This window comes from Exiguobacterium sp. 9-2, from assembly GCF_036287235.1.
In the GTDB taxonomy this organism is placed as follows: domain Bacteria; phylum Bacillota; class Bacilli; order Exiguobacteriales; family Exiguobacteriaceae; genus Exiguobacterium_A.
This window is the reverse complement of sequence record NZ_CP142850.1, coordinates 1651433-1675292: the sequence shown is the minus strand read 5'-3', so window position 1 is coordinate 1675292 and position 23860 is coordinate 1651433. Positions and strand designations below refer to the sequence as shown.

Here is a 23860-nt window from a genome sequence, read left to right as displayed (position 1 = left end):
AGGTGAAATCATGAAAAATAAGGTCAAGGAGATGCGCGAAGAACGAGGTTGGTCGCAAGGCGAACTGGCAAAACGATTGAACGTGTCGCGTCAGACGGTCATTTCCATCGAAAAAGAGCGGTATAATCCGTCACTCGACCTCGCGTTTTCACTAGCTGATCTGTTTGAACGGCGAATCGAAGACATCTTTACACCGAATCGAACGAACGAGGAGGGAATAGAATGAAGCGATTAAATATATTGTTGGATCTTGCGTTAATTGGAATAGGGATATACATGACGATGGAGATCCCAGAAATGAAAATGCTTGGTATCGTCCTGATTTTAGCAGGTATTGCCTCACGCATCACAGCGGTGAGTTTCTCACCGGACGAACCGTATGATGAGCGGCAAAACGAGGTCAAAATACGTAGTGGACATATCGCCTATTTAATTAGTATCGGTTATCTTTACTTGATTTTGGTACTCGTTAATCTGTCGGTCATTCAAGACATTCAATTTGCTTTATTACTTGCATTAGGAGGACAAATCTTGTTCTTTCCAATCGCATTATGGTTTGTCAATCGACGGATTTGATGAATAAAAAAAGGGATGTGGCGGATACATCCCTTTACTTTTTGCATCTTCATGAATTCTGACGAATGGTTTCATTCAATTTATGACGGTACGATGTTTGCCAAGACTGCTCGTCCTTCACTAACTCATCACAAAACGCAGCAACATCCTCTCCAGTGAAATCTGTCACTGGTTTTTGCTCGAAGGCGGCTTGTTCCATCAACTCGAGGACGACGGTCAGTACACGATGACTACTTTGCCAACTCGTTAGTCCACCCGTGACATTTAAATAGCGTTGAATCGCTTGATAAGCCTCATAGTAGCGAGGAGGAAGAGATTTAGCCCGCTTCTCCATCGACCGCCATTCTCGTTTAGCTTCCATACTACCGGTGATCCGCTCGAATATTCTCATCATCTCGTACTCCCTTCTTGTTTTAACTGCTGCAGTTCTTGCATTTTGTCAGATACGAACGCCCATTTTTCCCAAAAGATACGTAAACGATCGTGTCCTGCTTCGTTTAGCGTATAAAATTTTCGAGGAGGTCCCATTGTTGATGCTTTTTTTTCGATATGAACGAGCTGCTGCTTTTCTAAGCGCATCGTGATTGTATAGACTGTACCTTCCACGACATCTGAGAATCCGAGTTGACGTAACTGTTGAGTGATTTCATAACCATAAGTTTCACCGCGGCTAATGATCTCAAGTACACATCCTTCAAGTATACCTTTGAGCAATTCTGTGATATTTTCCAAATTATTCACCTCGATACTTAATAAATCAGCTACTTAGTATTAACGACTACCACTATATAGTAACACAAAGTACTGATTTGGACAATATAAAAACCGCCTTATTATGGGCGGTTGAATCGAAATTAAGAGATCGCAAACGTATCCCGTAATTCGATGATTGTTCCTTCGGGTGCTTTTAATTTGCTGAGATGACCATCGACGACGAAGTAGATGTTTCCGCCGTGTTTCGGTAGGAAAGGCATCCCGAGTCGTTCGAGGCGTGCTACTTCTTCTTGCAAGTCGTCAACGTAAAGTGCGAAATGGACGGGACCCGCTGCTTGTTTTGTATAATCAGTGAACGGCTGACCCGATTTGGGTGTTTGCAATTCGATATAGAAGTCACCGAGACGTAACCAACTGTTAAAGGCGCGGTCGTGAAAACCAGGTGACTCTTGAACGAGGGAGAACCCAAGCTGTTCATAAAAATGTTTAGACGCAGCGTAGTCCGTCGTCTGAATACAGATGTGATGAATTTGTTTCATACTAAAACCTTCCTTCGAGTTCAATGAAATCATGTAAGACTAGTGTAGCATTTCACGGATCGGTTGGAACGAACGAAATGGAGAATATGATGCAACAAACGATGAATTTGATTTGTGAACGTTTTACAATAGGGCAAATGATTAGCGAACCTGTACGATTGACTGGCGGACTCATGCATGAGACATGGCGATTACAGACGACGACTGGATCTTACTTCTTAAAACGATTGAATCCCGACATCATGCAACGGACTGAAGCGCGAAAAAATTTTAAAATGTCAGAAGATGTCGCCATGCAAGCGTCATTTCACCTAGCAGCATTACCAGCACGTCGCATCAACGATCAAGCGGTACAGACGATTGACGGCTCGGATTACCTTTTGTTTGACTGGATTGATGGCAAGACGTTATCAACCGACCAGCTTCGACCGGCACATGCACGACAAATCGGAGTTCAATTAGGACGATTTCACGGTCTTTCTATAGCGACGACTGGCTTTATAAAGCCGGATACCTCAAGTACTTCAATCGATTGGAACGGTCATTTAGAAGAAGGAAAACGGCAGCAAGGAAAGTGGCTGCAGCTATTCATGGAAGAGCAGGAACATTTGCAACGAATTGAAAGATTAGCACAGAAAGCACAGAAACAACTGCCAGTAGACTGGATCGTCAGTCATCGTGATCTCGATCCAAAGAACGTCCTCTGGACACCAACGGGTCCAGTCCTAATTGACTGGGAGTCTGCGGGTCTGATCCATCGAGCCGTCGACGTGTTCGAGACAGCCTGTTATTGGTCGAAGCAGGAAAACAATACGTTTGACCGCGTTCGATTTAACGCATTTCTTGACGGTTACGCGACAAACCAACGTTTGCCTGATGTCGACTGGACACACGTCATCGATAGCAGTGTTCAAGGAAAGCTGGACTGGCTGAATTTTAATGTGGAGCGCTCACTCGGGAAAAGTGGGATCCCTGAAGCGGAACGAGTACTTGGAACAGAACAAGTCGTTTTAACAGTAAAAGAATTACGAGCGCACGACCGGAATCTCTGGATCAAGTGGATGTCGGTAAGATAAGCATAAAAAGAGGCACCGAATCACTCGATTCGATGCCTCTTCGTTATTAAAACGATTTGACCAACTGTTCAATAGTTGATTCAGGAGTACGAATCGGAACATATCCGAGTCGTTTGATTCGTTCGTTTGAGAAAGTAGCGCATTCCGCCGGACGCTTCGGTGTTTGGTACGGCTTGTCACTTGCTGTGATCAACTTCATCCGAAAATCCGTCTCAGGTAGATTCGCATCGATCGCATTGAAGATATCCCCATTATGCGCATTCGTTGCGGCAAGGACGATCATTTCGACTAGATTATCCGTATGGACCCACGGGACGACATCGTCCGGGTGCACCCAGGTAATCACATCCGCCTCCTTCATCCGCTCGACTTGACGATCCCCCCAGTAGGACTGCTCCTCGGCACAAATTGATCCTGGACGTAAGATGATTAAATCGGAATCGGGTGTATATTCCTGTAACAGGCGTTCGGATTCCTGCTTTGTATGGATGTAGACATGTTCGGACGGTAGGAGCGGTGACGTTTCCGTAAAATGTCCACTCACGACTTCGCCGTACACGGAAGTCGTCGAGATGTGAATGATGCGCTTGACACGAGCTTTTGTCGCAGCATCTGCGAGATATTGTACACCTGTAACATTTGCTTCCTGTGCTAAATCGGGATCATCTCCGAGATAGGCAGCACAGTGAATCAACAGATCGACGCCTTGAAGTGCTGTAAGAAGCGAATTCGGATCACCGAGTTCACCGATGACTGCGTGGACACCTTTGAAAGCGTATTGATCCGCTTGTTCCTGAGAGCGATACAAACCGCGCACTTCACGCGCTTCTTTTAGAAAACGTCGCGCAACACGAGAGCCAAGCGTTCCGGTCATTCCTGTAACTAAAATCGTACTCTCTTTCAGGTTCATAAGTGCTTACCCCTTTGACTCTGTCTTTTCAGCGAAACATTTTTCGCAGATGAAACGACCTTCGCTTTTTAAGTAAGCTTTGACTTCCGTCATCCCGCGATGTTTTGGATAACGCATTTGAATGTAGACTTTTTCGTTTCCTTCGATCGTTTTGCCACAATGCATACATGTCGGTTCTTTACCAAACATCCTATCGCCCCCTATATATTTAAATCTTCTATCTTATCGTAAAGGAAAAACCAGGGTGTTGGAAGAATAAAGTAAAAAAGGAATCTAAAGGAGGGTGTCTATGATCTTTATTGCTATTTTTCTCGCCGTTGGTGGAGTCGTCTGGTTCATTTCAGCGCGGAGTCAATCGAAACATCGCTCGCTCGACGATCAGGAATATACACTGAACCAGCATGATGTCCATCAACAACAAAATCATCGTGATTTTTGAAGGCATGTAAAGGAGCATCCAGTCGATTGACTGAATGCTCCTTTTTAGCGATTGCGTACATGGAGAAAATATTTTGCGTTGCTCCAGATCAAGGCGATAATCAATAAGCTGATTGCAAAGATCTGAGATTGACCGGTCTCATACGAATACACGACTAATACGACAATGATACCCATCAATAAAAATTGTAACAGGGACTGTGACCGAATCAGACCTTCGAACATGACGTGACGTTCTCCGTCATCTGAGGCAGCGAATAGCTTTTCAGCATAGTTCTTTTCCGAATATTTTGGGAAATAGCGGTTGGGATAGATCTGGCGCATAAGATTGAGAAAATAAATCGAGGCAATACAACTGATGACGAAAAAGAATCCGCTCAGTATCAAATGAAGACCGAACTGGTTTTCAATGATGCTAAAAGAAGCGAGCCCGATACTGAGGAGATTGGAGAACTGCACGATCATCATGCCGTCCGCATAGTAGCGATTCACTTGATCGTCAATCGCGTCCTCTTCGTCGGAAGAAACGGATCGTCGAGTCAATTGACGAATTTGTAAATAGCGTACGACGTAACTGAGAGTCAAGATCGTCAAGATAACGAAAAGACCAGTGAATATGTAATCAAGATAGAGCGATCGTTCAAACTGTGACAAATTGGTATTTTTGAGGACAAACATGACGAAATAACTGCTAATGAAACCGAGTAAAGCTGCGATGATGACCTTGCCTGCTTCCTTGTTCATGTTAATTCCTCCTCATCGAAATAAAAGATGTCTTCTAGCGGTGTATCAAACACACGAGAAATTTTGACGGCGATCAGTAGCGACGGCATGAATTCTTCGCGTTCGATTAAGCTGATCGTCTGGCGCGAAATGTTCGCGCGCCGTGCCAGTTCAGACTGATTCCATCCGTGGCGAGCACGTAATTCTTTTAAACGGGATTTCATATAGGGATTCACCTCCTATATAATGTAACTTATCATAGTCTTTTTGACAACGATAATAGTCAAAAAAGACAACATAATAGTCATTTATTCGTAAAATGATCATATCGTTGGCATAAACTGTATACTGGAATAAGTTGAAAGGAGATGTGAAATCCGTCGATGAAATCTCAGTCACCTGTAAATGATATTTTTTATAATGATAAGGATGTTGCGCATCGAATCGCTTCGATTCTCCAAATGGAAGAGACATTGCTCAAACAAAAAATCGCGTATCTCCAGGACGTTACAGACCTCGGTACCACTTCTGAATACGAACAAGGGCGTCAGCAGCTATCGGATAAGCTCGATACGTTGAGACGTTCCGTAAAAATGGATCTCGTCTCGCGCGATGACGTCACACTTCGAACGAGAGCACGTTTTGAACAATCACTCAGAGCAACAAGTGCGACAGAGGAGGAAGCTTGTCTTATTCAAGACTATCTCCGGATTGAGGCGACGATGCTGACAAAATCGGGAGAGTCGGTTTCCGATCTTCATGCTGCTTTATTTGACGCGGATGAATCCACTCGAAAACAAGCGCTCTTATCGATTGAGGAAGCGTTCCGCATGAAAGAATCCGTCATTCAACCGTTGTTTTCACGACTCGTTGATTTACGACAAGCGCGTGCCACTGCAAGTGGTAAGATCGGATACGAGGAACTAGCTTTTGTAGAACTCGGACGCGTCGATTATACGAGTCAAGATGTCAATCATTACGCCACTATCATTCAATCCGACTTTCTACCGGTCAAACGGCGATTTCAGCGCGAACAACAAACGTTTCTCGGCAAACAGGTGCTCCATCCGTGGGACGTCCGGCAATCGGCCTATACACAGATTGATCATCACGCGACCGGTTCTGACACTTCATTCTTAGACAAGGCACAAGCAATTCTCGAGAGCGTGCATCCATACTTTGCGGACGTATTAAAAGAAATGCGACATAGGAATCATCTCGATATCGGTGCCCGGTCGAACAAAGCTGGCGGAGGGTTTTGTGAGTATTTACCGGTCGAACAACAATCGTTCTTATTCATGAATCGCATCGATACGTTTGATGATCTTGTCATCTTCATGCATGAGATCGGCCATGCCGTCCATCATGATGCGATGAAAGAAACATACGACGGACTGCAACCGATTCCGCTCGAAGTAGGGGAATTTGCTGCCATGTCGCTCGAGTTGTTGACGATGAACGAATGGCATCAGGTGATTCCAGATAAAAAAGACGTTGCCCGGGCAAAACTCGAACAGATGCGTTCCATGGTTGAGTTCTTACCCGAGACGATCATCGTCGATCGTTTTCAATCATGGCTCTATACTCACCCCGATCATGATCCAAAAGAACGACATGCCTATTATGCCTATCTCCGAGAATCATACGATACGGACGTCATTGATTGGTCGGAAACATCCGATTGGAAAGGCCACGAATGGATGAGTGTCATCCATCTCTTTGAGACGCCGTTTTATTACATCGAGTACGCGATTGCTCAGATTGCCGCTCTTCAGTTGTATCATCGTTTCACGAAAGACCCTGACCAAACGCTGAAAGACTTCATCGCAGCCTTGGCGCTTAGTCAAACCCATCCGGTTCAAGACGTCTATGCGAGAGCGGGTGTATCTTTCTTACCAAGTGATGCGGAACTGAAGGAGTTGATGGCGTTCCTAGAAGGTCAAATCGAAGTTTGGGCAAATGAGTTGGAAAAGACATATTAAAAAGAACACGTTTGATCAGAAATAGCAGATGTACAAAACGATAGGAGGACGAACATGAATATCCGTAAAAACATCGTCTATGCGACATTATTCAATGCCACAGGCGATCAATTATTGATGGTCGAGAATCGTGGCGATCACGGCGACTACTATACATTGCCCGGTGGGACGGTCGAACGTGACGAAACGCTACATACTGCAATCACGCGTGAAGTTCTGGAAGAGACAGGATTTACAATCATACCAGGTGACATCGTCCATGTGGCAGAAGCATTCTTCCCGCAAGCGGGGGAGCATTGTCTCTTTTTCTTCTTCGCGGGAGAAATCACTTCCGGTCAATTAAAGACGAATGTTCCAGAAGAAATTTCCGGACTCGTCTGGATGGACCGTGAAGAAGCGTTCAAACACCTCAATTTACCGGAAGCATCAAAAGAATCGCTCTTTGCTGGTCGAACGGTACCGTATGATTTTGCTGGAGAGATCATCCATACGTAAGGAAGTGTTGCTTGACGTACTAAGGTGACGGATTTTCGGGTACAACATTACAGGAGCATTACCCGAAATTTGTAGAAAGTTAGGTGAACACACAGTATGTCGATTCTTACGTTTCACGAAGTCAGCTATCAACACATCTTACACGAAATAACGGGTGAGTTCCGAGAAGGTGTCATTACGACGCTCGTCGGACCGAGTGGTGCCGGAAAATCCACGACATTGAAACACATCAACGGACTTATTTCTCCCGATCGCGGCGAAATTTGCTTTCGAGGCGAACCACTTGAGCAGATGAATCTACTCGATGTCCGCAAACGAATCGGAATGGCGTTCCAAAGCGCGCCGATGGTTCCAGGAACCGTCTACGATAATATCAATTTGCCGAAATCGATCTTCGGTGAATCGTTGCCACGCGAAGAAGCGGAACGCTTGCTACAGCAAGTCGAACTATCCGTCGAACTTGAGCGACCGGTCAAAGATTTGTCCGGTGGCGAACGAAGCCGACTTGGAATCGCACGGACACTCGTCAATCGTCCAGACGTCCTGTTGCTCGATGAAATCACGGCAAGTCTCGATTACCGGATGGTACAAGAGATTGAGAAGCTAATCCTTGATCTACAGCAGGAGTTACAGACGACAATCATTTGGATTACGCATGACTTAGAGCAAGCAAAGCGGGTCAGCGACGACATCTGGTTTTTAAAGGATGGACGATTGATCGAGTCTGGTGCATTCAAGGAACTCGCTTCAAATGGTCAAGCAGAGACGCAAGCATTCTTGAAGGGGGAATCGGTATGAGTTACCTCCAACTGGCAACTTCGCTCATCTTCATTTTGATCCCCCTCGTCTTAGCACGGACGTTACGGCTTGGTCTAGAGAAGGACATCCTCATCGCAACCGTTCGATCAATCGTTCAACTCTTGATCATCGGTTACATTCTGACGTTCGTCTTTGAAAGCGGCAGTCCAATTTTCATGTTACTGATGATTCTGTTGATGATCGGTGCAGCGACACTGAACGTCATCCGTAAAGGGGACGGGATTCCCGGGATCCAGTGGATCATCTTGTTCACACTGATTGCGGTCGAAGCATTGACGATGGGAATTTTGCTCGGGTTACGAATCATTCCGTTCGAAGCCCAGCAAGTCATTCCAATCAGCGGGATGGTCATCGGAAACTGTATGATCTTGTCCTTATTGTTTCTCAATAAGTTCAAGGACGAGGTCGAACGAAGCGACGAGGTCATCGAACTGATTCTTTCACTCGGTGGAGATGCGAAGACAGCGATTGATACGAGCTTAAAAGGCGCAATCCGGACAAGTATGATTCCAACAATCGAAGCGCAAAAAACGATGGGGCTCGTCCAACTGCCAGGGATGATGAGTGGGTTGATCATCGGTGGCGCGGATCCAATGGAAGCTGTCCTTTATCAACTATTGATTCTATTCCTGATCTTGACGACGGCGGCGATGGCATCGGTCCTCGTTGGTTTTCTATCCTACCGTCGACTATTCAATGAAAAAGCACAATTCATCGGTTTGACCTATAAGAAAAAAGACACGTAAGGAGTACGTTATGCAGACTTATCCGATTACAGAAGCCGACCTACAACTGGTCGAACTAGCAACCGAAACGATTCAAAGCCGTTATGCTGACGATAAACATCACGTCGCAGCTGCGTTGCGGACAAAAGATGGCGCGACGAAAACGGGTGTTCATGTCGAAGCGTATATCGGACGGGTGACGGTGTGCGCGGAAGCCATTACGATCGGTTCCGCCATCACGGATGGATTGACGGATTTTGAGACGATCGTCGCTGTCCGATATCCCTATTCGGATGAGACGGACCGAACGATTCGTGTCGTCAGTCCGTGCGGCATGTGCCGCGAATTGATTTCCGACTATGCACCGGACGCATTTGTCCTCTTAACGATCGACGATCAGTTGACGAAAGTGCGGATTGCAGACTTAATTCCACTTAAATATGTTCGTTCGTGATTATAAGAATGGAATAAAATTCGTTGATTTAAAAAAGAAACGAAGGAACTATCATCGTCTGAGATGTGTAGTTTCTTCGTTTTTCTTTTTGTAGAACACTTAGTTTTGTAATTAAAAAAAGCTCAACATCGTTAATGCATTCTTTTCTTCTCATTATGGTTTCCTTCCTCTTTTTATGAATTATGAAGTAATATAAAAAAAGAAAGGTATAATTTAAAAATATAAAATTTTTAATTTTACTTAAAAATTTTACTTAAATCTAAATTTAAAAGGAGTGTTATCATTTGGCGACGATTAAAGATATTGCTAAAAAAGTAGGTTGTTCCATTTCGACAGTTTCACGAGTATTAAATAATGATTTAAGTTTATCGGTTGGTGATGAGACGCGAACGCGGATATTTGAGGTGGCTGAAGAGCTTGGTTACAAAAAAAAGACGATGAAATCACTCGTTAAAAATATTGCTTTTTTGTATTGGTTGACAGATAAAGAGGAGCTTGAAGATATTTATTTTCACACGATGCGAATTGCGATCGAGAGATTGGCTAGGGAGAATAACATGGAGTTAACGACCTACAAAGTAGCGGATGGGATTGAAAAGATTCCGCTAAACATCGAGGGATTTATTGCAGTGGGTTCTTTTATGGATCGAGAACTGGAATATTTAAGAGAGTTGACGACTAATGGAGTCTTCATAGATTCGACACCAGATGCTGAACACTATGATTCGGTGCGTCCAGACCTTGACCAAATCACACGAAAGACAATTGAAGTTCTGAAGCAGCAGGGACATAAAGAAATTGGATTTATCGGTGGAACTTTTCAGAATGCTGATACAAATGTAGAAGAAATGGATGGGCGGGAACGTGCTTTTCGTAAGTATATGCAGCAAGAAGGAATGCTAAATGAGACATTTATCTTCTGTCATCATGGTTTTTCAGTTGATAATGGCTATTTTTTAATGAGTCAAGCGATTGAACGCCTTGGTGAAAATATGCCAACCGCTTTTTTTGTAGCGGCAGATCCAATCGCCGTCGGCTGTCTGCAAGCACTTCACGAAAAACAAATTGATGTCCCGAACCGCGTCAGCCTGATCAGTGTGAATAATACGAGTATCGCGAAGTATGTTTCGCCTCCCTTGACGACTTTCAATATTGATATTGAAGAAATTTGTAAAAACGCGATTCACTTATTACTTGAACAAATCATTGAAAAACGAAAAGTAGTAAAAACATTGTATATAGGTTCTGAGTTAATTATGAGAAAAAGCACCATTTAATTTTAGTAAAATTTTTTACTAAAATTATTTACTAAAATTATTTACTAAATCTTTTTAGAGTGTTATATTTTATTTGTTAAAGCGCTTTCATTTGTGTTTTACAATTCTCTAAGGAGGTTTGGTTTTTTTATGAAAAAACAATTAAAATATTCTGCTGTGCTTAGTGGTTTTGTATTGAGTATGTCGTTAGCTGCGTGTGGTCCGCAAGATGAAGCAAAAAATACAGAGACTCAAAATGGAAAAATCAAATTGATTGTTTGGGAAGATATCGAAAAAAGCGAAGGAATCAAGTCTGCTGTGAAACGATTTGAAAAAGAGAATGATGTTAACATCAAAGTTGTTGAAAAACCGTACGCAAAACAAATTGAAGATCTCCGGTTGGACGGACCTGCCGGAACAGGTCCCGATTTATTGACGATGCCTGGAGACCAAATCGGAACGGCAGTAACGGAAGGAATCATAAAAGAAATAAAGGTTCCGAAAGAAGTCCAGTCTCAATATACGGATGTTGCACTTGATTCACAAATCGTCAAGGGCAAAATTTACGGCGTGCCTAAAGCTGTGGAGACGACGATTCTATATTACAACAAGAAATTAGTCTCAGATAAAGCGTTACCTAAAACGATAGAAGATTGGTATACATTGTCGAAAAAGATGAAAACTGAAAAGTCGTTCGGTTTTTTAGCATTGTTTGACCAAGTTTATTATGCGCAGAGTGTCATGAGTGGATATGGCAGTTACATATTCAAGCGTTCGGAAAGTGGAGTATACGACACAAAAGACATCGGTTTAGCGAATGCTGGCGCAATCGAAGGAGCAAACCACATTCAAAAATTCTACAAGGAGAAGCTGTTTCCGTCGGGAATTATTGGTGAACAAGGGATTAACGTTTTGGAATCACTGTTTATGGAAGGAAAGGCAGCAGCTATCATCTCTGGTCCATGGAATGTTGGACCATTTGAGAAAGCGGGCATCGATTTTGGGGTCGCCAAACTTCCTGAGCTTGAAAATGGGAAAAATATGAGTTCATTTTTAGGTGTAAAAAGTTATAACGTTAGTAGCTATTCAAAACACGCAGAGCTTACTGAAAAATTAGCGCTCTATTTAACGAACGAAGAAAATTCAAAAAAACGCTTCGAAATCACTAAAGAAGTACCTGCCATCAGTGCATTGGCGAATGACCCGATCGTTACAAAAAGTCCAGCAGCTCAAGCCGTGGCAGAACAATCAAAATTTGCTGAGTTGACACCAAATATCCCGGAAATGAATGAAGTTTGGAAACCAGTCGATGCAGCCCTTCAAACTATCGCAACAGGAAAAGCTGAACCGAAACAGGCGATGACTCAAGCCGTTGATACCATTGAAGGACAAATTAAAGCGAAGCACAGCTCAAAATGAAAAGGATGACTCCGATCCGTCGGTTAGCCCATTGATGCAGTCTGTTGCTAAATAATTTGTGAAGAGGTGAAAGGCGTGCAACATCGTAGAATAGGTATGCTTTTGTCAGTGATTCCCGGACTCGGGCAATTGTATCATCGTCAGTGGATTAAAGGCGTGTTGTTATTTACGGTAAGTATTGCATTTTTAATTGCGTTCGCTGACTTGTTGAATATGGGGTTGTGGGGTATCGTGACGCTTGGTACGGAAGTGCCGCGAGACAACTCTATATTCTTACTAGCACAAGGTATCATCGCTATTATTGTATTGATGTTCGGTCTTGCCCTATATTTTTATAATCTTCGAGATGCATATCGAACAGGACAAAAAAGAGACGATGGATTACATATAAGTTCATTCAAATCAGATTACTTGAATCTGATTGGACAAGGATACCCTTATTTAGTAAGTAGTCCAGCATTGTTTCTCTTGATTTTTGCGGTTATTTTTCCGATTTTATTTAGTTTTGCTTTAGCCTTCACGAACTATGATCTTTATCATTCTCCACCAGCAAAATTAGCTGATTGGGTCGGTTTTTCTACTTTTCTTCAAATATTCACAGTCGATATATGGCGATCGACATTTTTTGATGTGTTGTCATGGACGATTGTTTGGACATTAGTCGCATCGACATTACAAATTTCCGTAGGTATTTTGTTAGCAGTTCTCGTCAACCAGAAAGAAGTTCGCTTTAAAAAAGTCATCCGAACAATATTCGTCCTTCCTTGGGCAGTTCCAGGATTCGTGACGATTCTAGTATTCGCGGGACTATTCAATGATAGTTTTGGTTCAATTAACAACGATGTCCTCGCATTTTTTGGCATCGACGCCATACCTTGGCTGACGAACGAAAAGTGGACAAGGGTGGCACTCGTTTTCATGCAAGGGTGGTTAGGTTTTCCCTACGTGTTTCTTGTCACGACAGGAGTCTTACAATCGATTCCTGAAGATTTATATGAAGCGGCAACAATCGATGGCGCATCAATCTTTGCGAAATTCCGCTTCATCACGATGCCGATGGTGTTACTTGCGATGTCGCCAATCATCATTACGCAGTTTACATTTAATTTCAACAACTTCAATATCATTTATCTGTTCAATGGTGGTGGTCCGTCTGTACCTGGATCGAATGCGGGAGGGACCGATATTCTCGTATCTTGGATTTACAAATTGACGATGCAATCAGGTCAATATGCACTAGCCGCGGCTTTAACGATTTTACTATCGATTTTTGTCATTACAATTGCGCTTTGGCAGTTTAGACGAACAAATTCGTTTAAGGAAGGAGCGTGACGCTAGTGTCGAATATAAAAAGACTACGTTTCATTCGTATGACCATCACCTATGTCATTTTGTTGGTCGTGTCTGTCGTCATCTTTTATCCACTTCTTTGGACGATAGGTGCGAGTTTTAATCCAGGAAATAGTTTGGTCAGTACATCGCTCATTCCGAAAAACCCTACCTTTGATCACTACCGTGAATTATTTGCTGGAAAAGAAAGCCTTCAATATAGCCAGTGGTACATGAACTCATTGAAAATCAGTGTGTTTACAATGATCGGAACTGTCGTTAGTGTCTCTTTCACTGCATATGCTTTTTCTCGTTTTCGTTTCAAAGGACGTGATAAAGCATTGATGTTATTTTTGTTACTTCAAATGATTCCTCAGTTTTCGGCGCTCATAGCCTTGTTCGTACTAGCGCAAATTCTAGGGATGATGAACAGCCATTGGTTGTTAATTTTATTGTACATAGGCGGGCAAATTCCGATGAATACGTACTTGATGAAGGGTTATATGGACTCAATTCCATTAGACTTAGATGAAAGTGCAAAGTTGGATGGTGCAAGTAATACCAGAATATTCCTTCAAATCATCATGCCATTATGTCGACCAATGTTAGCGGTCATTGCGATGAATGGGTTCACCGGACCACTTGGAGACTTTGTTTTGGCATCGACGATACTTCGAACGCAAGAATCCTATACATTACCCATCGGTCTATTTAACTTAGTGAATGAAGCGATGGGAGCAAGTTATACGACATTTGCAGCAGGTGCGATTTTGATTAGTATTCCGATCGCTGTCGTCTTCGTTCTGCTCCAGAAGCATTTCGTAGCCGGTTTGACGGCTGGTGGAACAAAAGGGTAATAGATAGAAATCAGTTTTTTTAGGAGAGGAATATCTATGGAGAAATCAGGTAAATCTTATGTAACGTCTGCTAGGCGAATGCTCCATGGTGGAGACTATAACCCGGATCAATGGTTGGATGTTCCGCATGTCTTACGCCAAGATATCGAATTGATGCGTCTCGCTCATACGAATACGTACTCCATCGGCATTTTTGCCTGGAGTGCATTAGAGCCGGAAGAGGGGGTTTACACGTTCGAGTGGTTGGATCGAATCATAGATGACATTCATCAAAATGGTGGAAATGTAATTTTAGCGACACCGAGTGGAGCAAGGCCCGCATGGTTATCGCAAGCATATCCTGAAGTATTGCGCGTCGATGAACGACGGGTTCGACAGCTTCATGGCGGACGTCATAATCATTGTTTCAGTTCGCGTGTTTATCGGCAAAAAACGCAACACATCAATCGACTATTGGCGAATCGTTATGGGAAACATCCGGCATTATTGATGTGGCATATCTCGAATGAATACGGGGGAGAGTGTCATTGTGATCAATGCCAATCCGCTTTTCGTGTCTGGTTACAAGAAAAATATAAAACACTTGATCGGCTGAATGCTGCTTGGTGGGGAGCATTTTGGAGCCATACGTTCAACGCATGGTCGCAGATTGAATCGCCGTCGCCAATCGGCGAAAGCATGGTCCACGGCTTAAATTTAGATTGGCGTCGTTTTATCACGGATCAAACCATTAATTTCTATCAAAATGAAATTCAGCCATTACGCGAAGTGACTCCGAATATACCGGTGACTACCAATTTCATGGCAGATACGGATGACTTGATTCCCTTCCAGTCGCTTGATTATAGTCAGTTCGCGAAATATGTTGATGTCGTGAGCTGGGATGCGTATCCAGCTTGGCATAACGACAGGGAGTCAACGAGTCGTTTGGCGATGAGGGTCGGATTTATTAACGATCTATTTCGTAATCTAAAACAACAACCGTTCTTGTTAATGGAATCGACGCCGAGTGCCGTTAATTGGCATCCTGTCAATAAAGCTAAACGACCAGGAATGCATTTGTTATCTTCGATGCAAATGATTGCCCATGGTTCGGATAGCGTACTTTACTTCCAGTGGCGTAAATCTCGAGGGTCATCTGAAAAATTTCATGGGGCAGTCGTCGATCATGATGGAAGTTCTGATAATCGTGTCTTTCAAGAAGTTGCAGAAGTCGGTCGTTTGTTAGAACATTTAGATGAAGTCGTTGGTACACATCGTCCAGCCGAAGTTGCGATTTTATACGACTGGGAGAACAACTGGGCATTTGACGATGCGCAAGGATTTTCGAATGACACGAAGCGTTATCCCCAAACACTCCAAGAACATTACCGGGCGTTTTACGAGCGTGATATTCCGGTAGATGTCATTACAAAAGAACAAGATTTTGATGGTTACAAACTGTTGATCGTTCCGATGCTTTATTTAATCAGTCAAGAGACAATCGAACGGTTAAATCGATTCGTCGCGCAAGGTGGGACTCTCATATCGACGTATTTGACCGGGCTAGTTGATGAATCTGACTTAACTTATTTTGGTGGATGGCCAAGTGAGTTAAAAACGATGTTTGGAATCGAGCCAGTTGAAAACGATACGCTATACCCAATGGATAAAAATGGAGTGAAGTTCCGCGATAAGACATATGAACTAAAGGATTATGCGACAGTCTTGAAAGTAGTGACAGCTGAAACAGTTGGAGTTTATACAGAAGACTTTTATGCTGAGACAGCGGCAGTGACGCGGAATAATCACGGAGAGGGCGTCGCTTGGTACATTGGTGGAAGGTTGGAGGAGCGATTCCAAAACGATTTTTATGCAGAAATCATCTCTTCGTTGAATTTGCTATCGCCTCTTCAGATTGAACATCCAGAAGGTGTCTCGGTGCAGGTGAGAATCGATGCGTCGTCTATCTACGGATTTATCATGAATTTTTCGGAAGAAGTCAAAGCGATTGAACTGAAAAATCCAGTCGAAGAATACTTGACGAAAGAACGACTCATCGGAACTATGTTACTACAACCGTACGAAGTAAGAATTGTGAAGTGTAGCACCGAAAAATAACGTCGTCAGAAAATATGTAGAAAGTATAGGGTGGAACGGATTTTGCAAAATATTCTCAGAAACCGAGGCTGAGATGATGTAAATCGGTAACAGTACTGAAAAACGCAGGATCTCCTTATCAAATGATAGGGAGGTCCTTTCGTATTTATGAGGTAAAAGTCGATTAGCTTAGATGGGGCTCGATTTGATTCCCAGTTAATCAAACTCCCAACTGCCTTGGACAATCAAGGTATTGCAGTGTTCATTCTCCCTTATTTCGAGTAATCCCTGTTCAATCCGATTGCAGGTTTGTCCATTTAGAACCATATAATGGACGTCCTCGATTATATTCTCGACAAAACCGATTGTCACAATTGGATTTTCATCCGTATCCTGAGTGAAGTATAGATTGTCCTGGTGCATACACAGTGTCATCTCGGTTCCATTCAAATTCAAAAAATGTGTTCGCTGTGACGGGAACCCCGCTATCCTTAAGATTTGTCATCCCAAATCCATTGGAGTAGACGACTTCCTGATCTTTGACGCTCGCTAGCGAAAATCCAGAGATCGATTGAGAAATAGCTTGTTCTTGAATAGAGTGATCTAACGTGCAAATCATCTATTCACTTACTTTCTAATTTGTATGTTTGCCTTTTCCTTATTAGGACTAGCTCGTTCAAATGAGTACAATTCCTTTTATTCCCATGATAATTTGCGTATAACAGCTTTTTTATGTATTTACTTCTAAAAAATACTTATATTGGTTATTATAATGATATCATGTTGCTGGAGGGATCTTGGTGGACAGTTTATTAGAAATAGAACGATTATCAAAAACCTATACGCGGGGAACAGAAACGGTCGAGGCATTAAAACAAATCTCCTTCACGTTAGAAGAAGGTGGTTTCATCGCCATCATGGGAACAAGTGGCTCCGGAAAAAGTACACTATTGAATATAGTAGGGGCACTTGACACACCAACTAGTGGAACGTTGACGCTAAAGGGAAAACGACAACGCGATATCTTCACTGAACCTGTTGCGACACTGTATCGTCAGCAGCACATCGGTTTTATCTTTCAATCGTTTCACCTGCTTGATGATTTGACGGTCCATGAGAATATCGCCTTACCGTTGATGTTGAAGGGGATGGATGACAAAACGATCAACCAAGAGGTAGAGATTTGGCTCAAACGAGTCGGACTGACGAAGTGGAACAATCATCGACCGCAAGAGCTGTCGGGTGGACAACAACAACGTGTCGCGATCGCACGTGCCTTGATCAGTCGACCACCGATCATCTTAGCGGATGAGCCGACGGGGAACCTCGATTTCAAGACATCTGCTGAAATCATGCAGTTGCTTCAAGAACTCAATCGCGAACAACAGACGAGCATCCTGCTCGTGACCCATGATGCGACCGTAGCGGCTCATGCGAAACGTGTGCTGTATTTCCATGACGGACAGATCGTCGCCGATCAGCTGTCGACCGGAGACGTGGCACCGATCTTAGAGACATACGAGCAGTTCGTGGGGGCTGTATGAAACGACAACATCTCTTCCGTCTTTCTCACCGACTGTACCGTAAAAGTCCGATGATTCTATTGACCTCAATCGGAAGCGTCATGATTTCGATTGGTCTCGTCTTAACGATGGTCATTTTTTTACTACATAATCAAGCCGCAATCGAAGCGGATCGTGAACAAAGATACGGTCAAGTCGATCTGACGGTCAAATATACACCTGAAGATGAGCAGGCGGATCAGTCCGTGTTTGAGCAACTTAAAAAGGATCACGATGTCTTGGACGCAGAGTCGATTTTACAGACGACAGCGCGCGTCGCTGGTCAAGCGATGGCCGACGTGGAGACGATAGGAGTTCATTCGGATGCTCTGACGAAAAGTCGGTATCATTTCACGAACGATTTGAAACAGGGAGAAGCGATCGTGTCAGCTCGACTCGCGACGTCGCTTGATCGTAGTGTCGGACAAACGCTTCGCGTTGGAGAAGCGACGTATCGAATCCGTGAGATTTTACCAAATACAAAAACATCTGAAGCTTCGCACGATCAAGTCTTGCTTTCGTATGCTGATCTGAAAAAGAACCATCCAATCGAAACGAAAGCCGTCTTGCTCAATCTAAAAAAAGAGGTGGATTTCGTCCACTATGCCGATACACTCGTCAAAGCGAATCCGAAGCTCCGGGTTGAACTTGCGGAGGGGCAAGCGCTCTCACCGGCGCTGAACGGCTACATCGGAATCTTGTCAGTACTGATCCTTGTCGTCTCCGGCTTCATCTTGATGGCGAACTTCGACTTGTATTTACGCAAACATGCTATCCAATTTGCCATCATGCGGACGCTTGGGGCGACAACCGGGCAACTGTTTCAGTTATTCCTCGTTCAATCCGGCTTGATTGTCTTATCGGGAACGGTTCTCGCAATCCTGAGTGGTATTTGCTTACCGTTACTTGGTCAACTGGTATGGCCAACGGAAGGGAAAATGATCGTCTCCTTCATGATCGAACAAGGAGCGTTCTTGATGCTCATCACGTTAGGTAGTGCTTTATTGATTCTGATGTTGCTCGCGAGTACGGCTTACCGAAAACGAGATGTGTTACCGCTCCACGTCTTACGAGAAAATCTAAAAACGGCGTCACGACCAATACGACGAAAACGTCTCGTCCTTGCTAGTAGTGGATTGACTGCTAGCTTGATCTTATTCGCAGAAGTGATCGCAAGCACAGAAGGGGCGCGGGCGATGACCTGGCTTGGTGCGACCATCGCCTTTTTACTGACGATGTATCTTGCGACGCCACTGCTCTTGAAAGGAGTGCTCCATCGAGCGGAACCGATTGTTCGTCGGTTAGCGGGACCGACGAGTTTCGTCGCCTTCCGAGGCGTGTTGCCGCAACTTCGGAAAAACGCCTGGTTGATGCTGATCGTTCAAGTATTGATGATCATCGTCGTCATCGGCTCGACGTTCCTTGAGACGGTGCAACAAAACGAGCGGAAGTACATCATCAGCCAATATCCGACGGAGGTCGTCTTAAAGAGTCGTTTGGATGAAGGATCGCAAGGAGACCCGCTACAATTGATTCGACGGATTGAAACCGAGTTACCTGGCGCAAAAGCGACCTTCCTATCGTCTCGAAGCTCCTTTGAATACCAGTTGCCTCAAGAATATGTCTCAATCGAGTACGAAGTGACGGACTATCGTCGTCTTGACGTCTTAGAAGGAGAACAGACGAGTGACACAGACGGAATCATCATCTCACGTACCTTCGCTAAAAAACACAGTCTCCAAAAAGGCGATACGTTGCCGCTCGGCCGATGGGACGGGGAACAAGAGCGAAGTGTTTCGCTCGGTCAATTCCGAATCGTTGGAATCGAAAAGAAGATAGCACCAGACATCCTCGTGGATTGGCGGAATGAGGAGCTACGGCAACCAAGCGATCACATCTTGAATGTCTTTATCGACGTTCCATCCAAGTTAAAGAAGGCGCAAGTGACAAAAAAATTATCAGAGATCACGCAAAGTTATCCGACATTGCAAATGAATCGACTATCTGACGCGCTTCATGATGCGGAGCAACAAACGACGGAACGTTGGTTCGTCTTCATCATTGCGCTTGTCGTCATGAGTGGATCCGTCTGGTTCGGACTTGCAAACGCCTTACTCAGTTTCGTGAGTGGAAAACGAGGCGAGTATGCCTTGCTACGAACGATTGCGCTGACTCGAAACAGGCTGCGTCAATTGACACTCATTCAAATGCTCTTGTTCATTGGGAGCGGCATCATCTTCGGACTGATCAGTGGTCTTGGTGCGACAATCTTCGTGACACGGATTGATGATACAGGATCATTCTATCTCAACGTCCCGACGATTGCTGGAACTATTGCCGGTTTGGTGGTGCTTGTCCTAGCCATCGCTTGGTTCGTCACCCGACGGAAGCAGGAAAACCTCGTTCACGAATTGAAACAGTAAGTATGGGCAAGTGAACCGGGGGGATCGAATTGCGAAAAACGATCGGGGCGATTTTATTACTTGTAGTGATTGGCGGTGTTGGTTGGTGGATGATCGCAGATGAACGGGATGCAACCTATGAGCATATTGTTGAAGTGCAAGTCGTTCGGCACGTGACGAAGCAGTTCGGGCGCGACAATATCGCGTCAGTCAAACCTTATTTCGTAGCGTCCGAATCATCAAAATCACGACGTCACCAGATTGCCGTTCAATTGAAATCGGCACCGACTGGAGAATACCGGATGTACCGCGTATTTCAGAATAAGGTCGAATACATTGGTCGATCACGAACCGTTCGATCAGATTAAACAGGTACGTTGAATCAGTTGGGGGATTTAAATGAAAACGAAAGCCGAACGTATCGCGTTCATTCAAGAAGAAAAACGTCAACTCGCTAAACCATGTTTGTACAGCTCGTTACTGTACGGCTTTAGCATCCTGTTGGTCGTCGCCAATCGGGACATGTACTGGCCACTATTTTTATTATTTGTAGCACTAGTCTGGATTGCGCGGATCCACTCGCAAGAAGTCGAACGTGATATGGCTTTAACGATAGAACCACAGATGAAGAAAATCATTCAATGGCAGTATGTAACGGATTTTCTGTTTGTCATTTTAATGGGATTATTCTTTCCAATACTAATCGTATTCGATTTACCATTTTTCCTAAGTTTTGCCGTCTACGTCGTGTTTGCTATCGCTTTGCTCGTATCAGATATGCTACTTGAACGAAACGGAAAACGTCTCGATGTCGAGCATCCGACGAAGAAGGAATTGCGGACGCATCCGAAGTCGTGGAAAAAGATTTAATTCGTGGAGCCGGTCGTTGAACCGGCTCCTTTTTGAGCATTCCGGTCGCTTCAGCGTGCGAGACTGCCGTATGATGAAAGGGCACATGAATAAGGAGGTCCTCGTATGCTTGCAATCATCATTGGATTTATCATCGGTTTGCTCGTACCGGTTCAAACGAGTGTCAATACGCGATTGCGGGGCGTCGTCGGTTCGCCATTCCTCGCTTCGCTGATTTCCTTTTCGATTGGCTCATTATTCTTATTGATTCTTGTGTTGCTGGTCGACGGGAACCTCACAGGTCTCACAGCTGCTGCCGATGAACCGTACTGGATCTGGGCTGGAGGGGTACTCGGTGTCATCTATTTGACCGGGAACATCTTGTTGTTTCCGCGACTCGGAGGCGTCCAAACGGTCATCATGCCGATTTTTGGTCAGGTCATCATGGGACTGTTGATTGATCATTTCGGATTGTTTGAAGCGAACGTCACGACACTTTCGTTAACGCGGATCATCGGTGCAACGCTTGTGTTACTCGGTGTCGTCGGAACGGTCGCGCTCGGTGACTATTTAGCACGGCGCCACAAGCAACAGATGGCATCAACAGAAAAATCGTTGTTTCTCTGGCGTGTGTTCGGGATTCTGACTGGTACGTTGGGTGCTGCTCAAACGGCTATCAATGGTCATCTTGGAAGTGTTCTCGGTTCAGCTGTGAAAGGTGCCTTGATTTCGTTCGTCATCGGAACGATCGCTTTGTTGTTGCTGAATCTGATTTTACGAACGAAGTGGCAAATTGATCGCTCGCAACCATTCCCCGCCTGGATTTGGATCGGTGGATTGATTGGTGCATTATTCGTTGCCGGCAATGCCTTCATCGTTCCGCTCGTCGGTACAGGTCTCGCTGTCGTGATCGTCACGATTGGTTTACTGACTGGCAGTCTGTTGATTGATCGTTTCGGTTGGTTCGGTGCAAAGAAACAACCGGTCACAGGTGTGCAAATCGTCAGCTTGCTCATCATGCTTGGTGGTATCGTATTGATTCGGCTGTAAATCAAAGACATCTGCAATCCGTCGGTTGCAGATGTCTATTTTTATGTTGTTAAATGGAAATATGAGGTAAAATGAAAGGGTGATAAGGAGGAATAAGATGAGACGTATCATACAACATACATACGGAGAGGCTAACGTGCTTCAACAAGATGAATGTTTGGATCCAGTACTTAACCCTGGAGAGGTCTTGATTCGAGTTGCTTGGGCGGGTGTGAATTTTGCTGATATAAAACAACGCCGAGGAGGAAAAGCAACGGGTACATTTCCGGTCGTACTTGGTTTAGACGTAACCGGCATTGTAATAGCTTCTAACCCAAATTCGGCATTTCAAATAGGCGATCGTGTCATGGCATTTGCAAAAACCGGATCATATGCCGAAATCGTTCGAGCGGACGAGCGACTCGTATATCGAGTCCCACTATCGATCTCGTTGCGGGAAGCAATCTTATTTACTACAGTAGGAATTCTGAGCGAGATGTTATTGACTGAAATTGGTCAAGTGAAGCCGACGGACACAATCATTATTCATAGTGCAGCAGGTGGAGTAGGCACTGCATTGATTCAGCTTGCGTTACATAGAGGTGTGAAGCAACTCATCGCAACAGTAGGAAATCTTGAGAAAATAAAATACGTACAATCGTTTGGTGTGGAACATGTATTCACATATGATGATTTTGCCGAAAACGTCCTTTTGTTGACGAATGGGAAGGGAGCAGATGTCATTTTTGATTCTGTCGCAGGTCACGTAACGCGAAAAAGTCTTGATTGTCTCGCTAATTACGGGACACTCGTACAATTTGGTAACAGTAGCGGATCAGCAGGTGAACTCTCGACGACTGATGTCCATGCCAGTTGCCGGACGATTCGTGGATTTAGCCTTGGAACGACGCGTCAATTGGATCCAAATCGGATTAAACGGGCTGCATCCCATATCCTGCTTCTACTCGAAAATAAGAAATTGAAGATGCCGATGATTCACGAGTTTCAACTATCAGAAGTGCAAGAGGCACATCAGTTGATGGAATCCCGACAGTATCAAGGGAAAATAGTTCTACGAATCGGAGGAGATGAGTGTGGATCATAAAGAAATTGAACAGCGATTACGAAACGATCATGAGTTACAAGAGATGCTAGCGTTGGTAGCGACACTCCACTTGCCTGATTGGTGGATCTGTGCCGGTGTCTTACGTTCGAAAATTTGGAACGTCGAACGACAGGCGACATCGGACATCGATATCGTCTATTTCGATCCTACTGATCTTTCGGAAGCCACGGAAAAACGTCATGAAGAACAGTTACGAAAATTATTGGATTTGCCGTGGTCTGTTAAAAATCAAACGCGAATGCATCTCGTCAATGGATTACCACCTTATCAGTCCGCAAAGGATGCGATTTCACAGTTTCCTGAGACCGTCACAGCAATCGGCGTGACGAGACGACCAGACTTTGAACTTTACCTTCCATATGGAGCAGATGACTTTACAGATCGAATTATTCGCCCGACACCATCTTTTCAAACCGGCACCGCGCGTCATTCGATTTTTCAGCGACGGGTGATCGAAAAAGGATGGCAAGACGATCCAGGTCTACATATATGTACATGAGA

General features: G+C 44.3%; 28 protein-coding genes. 21 read left to right on the top strand and 7 right to left on the bottom strand.

Going from position 1 to position 23860, the window contains the following annotated elements; translation table 11 throughout:
• Positions 1-10: 10 nt before the first annotated feature.
• Both VJ374_RS08925 and VJ374_RS08920 read left to right on the top strand, forming a co-directional pair.
• Positions 11-226 carry a helix-turn-helix transcriptional regulator gene (locus tag VJ374_RS08925; protein WP_023468465.1) on the top strand — a complete coding sequence of 72 codons (216 nt, stop codon included), beginning with the start codon at positions 11-13 and terminating at the stop codon, positions 224-226.
• Positions 223-576: a hypothetical protein gene (locus tag VJ374_RS08920; protein WP_214723383.1), complete on the top strand. Its 354-nt coding sequence runs from the start codon at positions 223-225 to the stop codon at positions 574-576. The genes VJ374_RS08925 and VJ374_RS08920 overlap by 4 nt, the downstream gene beginning before the upstream one ends.
• A 49-nt stretch (positions 577-625) precedes the next feature.
• On the opposite strand, the gene VJ374_RS08915 is transcribed toward VJ374_RS08920, so the two are convergent.
• From VJ374_RS08915 to VJ374_RS08905, 3 genes are all read right to left on the bottom strand, one after another.
• The gene (locus VJ374_RS08915) at positions 626-970 is read right to left on the bottom strand and encodes a DUF1048 domain-containing protein (RefSeq protein ID WP_326933877.1); all 345 of its coding nucleotides are present in this window, start codon (positions 968-970) and stop codon (positions 626-628) included.
• Positions 967-1308, bottom strand: coding sequence for a PadR family transcriptional regulator (locus tag VJ374_RS08910; RefSeq protein ID WP_023468462.1), 342 nt, complete (start codon positions 1306-1308; stop codon positions 967-969). Before VJ374_RS08910 ends, VJ374_RS08915 begins: the two co-directional genes overlap by 4 nt.
• A gap of 122 nt (positions 1309-1430) precedes the next feature.
• Positions 1431-1829, bottom strand: a complete 399-nt coding sequence (locus VJ374_RS08905; protein ID WP_023468461.1) for a VOC family protein — start codon at positions 1827-1829, stop codon at positions 1431-1433.
• Between the two features lie 23 nt (positions 1830-1852).
• On the opposite strand from VJ374_RS08905, the gene VJ374_RS08900 reads away from it, so the two are divergent.
• Entirely contained in the window at positions 1853-2905 is a 1053-nt protein-coding gene (locus VJ374_RS08900; RefSeq protein WP_329468517.1) for a phosphotransferase, read from the top strand.
• Between the two features lie 46 nt (positions 2906-2951).
• On the opposite strand, the gene VJ374_RS08895 is transcribed toward VJ374_RS08900, so the two are convergent.
• Positions 2952-3815 carry an NAD-dependent epimerase/dehydratase family protein gene (locus tag VJ374_RS08895; RefSeq protein WP_329468516.1) on the bottom strand — a complete coding sequence of 288 codons (864 nt, stop codon included), beginning with the start codon at positions 3813-3815 and terminating at the stop codon, positions 2952-2954.
• 6 nt (positions 3816-3821) lie between these two features.
• Positions 3822-4004 (bottom strand): Fe3+ hydroxamate ABC transporter substrate-binding protein, encoded by a 183-nt coding sequence (locus VJ374_RS08890; protein WP_149427483.1) that lies wholly within the window; start codon positions 4002-4004, stop codon positions 3822-3824.
• Between the two features lie 100 nt (positions 4005-4104).
• On the opposite strand from VJ374_RS08890, the gene VJ374_RS08885 reads away from it, so the two are divergent.
• A complete protein-coding gene (locus VJ374_RS08885) occupies positions 4105-4254 on the top strand; it encodes a hypothetical protein (protein ID WP_023468457.1) in 150 nt (49 codons plus the stop codon).
• A gap of 44 nt (positions 4255-4298) precedes the next feature.
• Here VJ374_RS08885 and VJ374_RS08880 read toward each other — a convergent pair whose 3' ends face one another.
• The gene (locus VJ374_RS08880; protein ID WP_149427481.1) at positions 4299-4997 is read right to left on the bottom strand and encodes a DUF3169 family protein; all 699 of its coding nucleotides are present in this window, start codon (positions 4995-4997) and stop codon (positions 4299-4301) included.
• A complete protein-coding gene (locus tag VJ374_RS08875; protein ID WP_023468455.1) occupies positions 4994-5200 on the bottom strand; it encodes a helix-turn-helix transcriptional regulator in 207 nt (68 codons plus the stop codon). The genes VJ374_RS08880 and VJ374_RS08875 overlap by 4 nt, the downstream gene beginning before the upstream one ends.
• A 159-nt stretch (positions 5201-5359) precedes the next feature.
• Here VJ374_RS08875 and VJ374_RS08870 point away from each other — a divergent pair, with 159 nt between their 5' ends.
• The 17 genes from VJ374_RS08870 to VJ374_RS08790 all read left to right on the top strand — a co-directional run bounded on the left by VJ374_RS08870 (position 5360) and on the right by VJ374_RS08790 (position 23858).
• Positions 5360-6958 carry a M3 family metallopeptidase gene (locus VJ374_RS08870; protein ID WP_329468510.1) on the top strand — a complete coding sequence of 533 codons (1599 nt, stop codon included), beginning with the start codon at positions 5360-5362 and terminating at the stop codon, positions 6956-6958.
• 54 nt (positions 6959-7012) lie between these two features.
• Positions 7013-7453 (top strand): NUDIX hydrolase, encoded by a 441-nt coding sequence (locus VJ374_RS08865; protein ID WP_329468508.1) that lies wholly within the window; start codon positions 7013-7015, stop codon positions 7451-7453.
• Positions 7454-7549: 96 nt separating this feature from the next.
• Positions 7550-8251 carry an ABC transporter ATP-binding protein gene (locus VJ374_RS08860; protein WP_215084076.1) on the top strand — a complete coding sequence of 234 codons (702 nt, stop codon included), beginning with the start codon at positions 7550-7552 and terminating at the stop codon, positions 8249-8251.
• Positions 8248-9018, top strand: coding sequence for an ABC transporter permease (locus VJ374_RS08855; RefSeq protein WP_149427472.1), 771 nt, complete (start codon positions 8248-8250; stop codon positions 9016-9018). Before VJ374_RS08860 ends, VJ374_RS08855 begins: the two co-directional genes overlap by 4 nt.
• Positions 9019-9028: 10 nt before the next feature.
• Positions 9029-9451, top strand: coding sequence for a cytidine deaminase (locus tag VJ374_RS08850; protein ID WP_329468503.1), 423 nt, complete (start codon positions 9029-9031; stop codon positions 9449-9451).
• Positions 9452-9735: 284 nt separating this feature from the next.
• On the top strand, positions 9736-10728 hold the full coding sequence (locus VJ374_RS08845; protein ID WP_214854065.1) for a LacI family DNA-binding transcriptional regulator: 993 nt from the start codon (positions 9736-9738) through the stop codon (positions 10726-10728).
• A 129-nt stretch (positions 10729-10857) separates the two neighbouring features.
• Positions 10858-12126: a galactooligosaccharide ABC transporter substrate-binding protein GanS gene (locus VJ374_RS08840; RefSeq protein WP_290750730.1), complete on the top strand. Its 1269-nt coding sequence runs from the start codon at positions 10858-10860 to the stop codon at positions 12124-12126.
• A 75-nt stretch (positions 12127-12201) separates the two neighbouring features.
• A complete protein-coding gene (locus tag VJ374_RS08835) occupies positions 12202-13458 on the top strand; it encodes a carbohydrate ABC transporter permease (RefSeq protein WP_329468496.1) in 1257 nt (418 codons plus the stop codon).
• A gap of 38 nt (positions 13459-13496) precedes the next feature.
• Positions 13497-14312, top strand: a complete 816-nt coding sequence (locus VJ374_RS08830; RefSeq protein WP_290753232.1) for a galactooligosaccharide ABC transporter permease GanQ — start codon at positions 13497-13499, stop codon at positions 14310-14312.
• Positions 14313-14348: 36 nt separating this feature from the next.
• Positions 14349-16412, top strand: coding sequence for a beta-galactosidase (locus VJ374_RS08825; protein WP_329468492.1), 2064 nt, complete (start codon positions 14349-14351; stop codon positions 16410-16412).
• 776 nt (positions 16413-17188) lie between these two features.
• Complete coding sequence (locus tag VJ374_RS08820; RefSeq protein WP_375091817.1) at positions 17189-17935, top strand: ABC transporter ATP-binding protein; 747 nt, start codon at positions 17189-17191, stop codon at positions 17933-17935.
• On the top strand, positions 17932-20376 hold the full coding sequence (locus VJ374_RS08815; RefSeq protein WP_329468488.1) for an ABC transporter permease: 2445 nt from the start codon (positions 17932-17934) through the stop codon (positions 20374-20376). The genes VJ374_RS08820 and VJ374_RS08815 overlap by 4 nt, the downstream gene beginning before the upstream one ends.
• A gap of 29 nt (positions 20377-20405) precedes the next feature.
• Positions 20406-20723 carry a hypothetical protein gene (locus VJ374_RS08810; protein WP_329468485.1) on the top strand — a complete coding sequence of 106 codons (318 nt, stop codon included), beginning with the start codon at positions 20406-20408 and terminating at the stop codon, positions 20721-20723.
• A 31-nt stretch (positions 20724-20754) separates the two neighbouring features.
• The gene (locus VJ374_RS08805) at positions 20755-21225 is read left to right on the top strand and encodes a hypothetical protein (RefSeq protein WP_329468483.1); all 471 of its coding nucleotides are present in this window, start codon (positions 20755-20757) and stop codon (positions 21223-21225) included.
• A gap of 105 nt (positions 21226-21330) precedes the next feature.
• Positions 21331-22254, top strand: a complete 924-nt coding sequence (locus VJ374_RS08800) for a DMT family transporter (RefSeq protein ID WP_308101627.1) — start codon at positions 21331-21333, stop codon at positions 22252-22254.
• Between the two features lie 97 nt (positions 22255-22351).
• Positions 22352-23338 carry a quinone oxidoreductase family protein gene (locus VJ374_RS08795; RefSeq protein WP_329468480.1) on the top strand — a complete coding sequence of 329 codons (987 nt, stop codon included), beginning with the start codon at positions 22352-22354 and terminating at the stop codon, positions 23336-23338.
• Positions 23328-23858 (top strand): nucleotidyltransferase family protein, encoded by a 531-nt coding sequence (locus VJ374_RS08790; RefSeq protein ID WP_308101625.1) that lies wholly within the window; start codon positions 23328-23330, stop codon positions 23856-23858. The genes VJ374_RS08795 and VJ374_RS08790 overlap by 11 nt, the downstream gene beginning before the upstream one ends.
• Positions 23859-23860: the final 2 nt, after the last annotated feature.